Consider the following 936-nt stretch of genomic DNA (forward strand, 5'->3'; position numbering starts at 1 on the left):
GTAACTACTATAAATCAATTATTGAACAGAATTAAGGACGTTAGTATTTGAAAAGATCGAACAATTCCTGTTTATTTGATTCACACACAATTTAATAACAAATTTACATAGCACTTTAGCCAAATGGTTAAGGTGCTATTTTTTTACCACAAAAGGAGAAACGAAATGTCATATAAATTAGTAATTGCTGAGAAGCCTTCGGTGGCACAGTCCATTGCAAAGGTAATCGGTGCAGATAAGAGAGAGGACGGCTACCTGGAGGGCAATGGTTATATTGTCAGCTGGTGTGTGGGGCATCTGGTGGAGCTTGCATCACCGGAGTTCTATGATGAAAAATATGAAAAGTGGAGATATGAGGATCTTCCAATCCTGCCATCAGAATGGAATTACCAGATTGCAGAAGCTACCCGAAAGCAGTTCGGAATTCTGAAAAAACTGATGGAAAGAGAGGATGTAACCGGATTAGTGGAAGCCACTGATGCCGGCCGAGAGGGAGAGCTGATTTTCCGGCTTGTATATGATCAGGCAAAATGCAAAAAGCCATTCGAGCGCTTATGGATTTCTTCAATGGAAGACCAGGCGATTTCGGATGGCTTTTTTCATCTGAAAAATGGCAGGGAATATGATGATCTCTACCGGGCGGCACTATGCAGGGAACGAGCGGACTGGATTGTGGGAATGAATGCAACCAGATTATTCCTAACGGATACCAACCGAAGAAGAACTGCTGTCAAACCGATGGCAGTTTTTCTTTTTCGGCAAGTATTCAAGAAGTCATTAAGTTGCGAGTATAATCGAAGTGGTAGAAAAGTTACCTATTATATCGGTTGTAACTTTTTTATGAACTCTATTGACAAGAAAACTTGGCATGTGTATGATATAAAATATGCAAAGAAAACTTGGTATGGAGGTGTTTTTATGAAAAAGGACGAAATC

Annotated in this window: 1 protein-coding gene; it reads left to right on the forward strand. The window is 40.1% G+C overall.

All coding sequences use genetic code 11. The features are described from left to right. Positions 1-165 precede the first annotated feature (165 nt). A partial coding sequence (locus LJE09_RS17250; protein WP_255601817.1) for a toprim domain-containing protein occupies positions 166-936 on the forward strand: 771 nt, incomplete at its 3' end.

The sequence above is a fragment of the Blautia sp. DFI.3.45 genome, assembly GCF_020593505.1.
Classification (GTDB): domain Bacteria; phylum Bacillota; class Clostridia; order Lachnospirales; family Lachnospiraceae; genus Blautia_A; species Blautia_A wexlerae.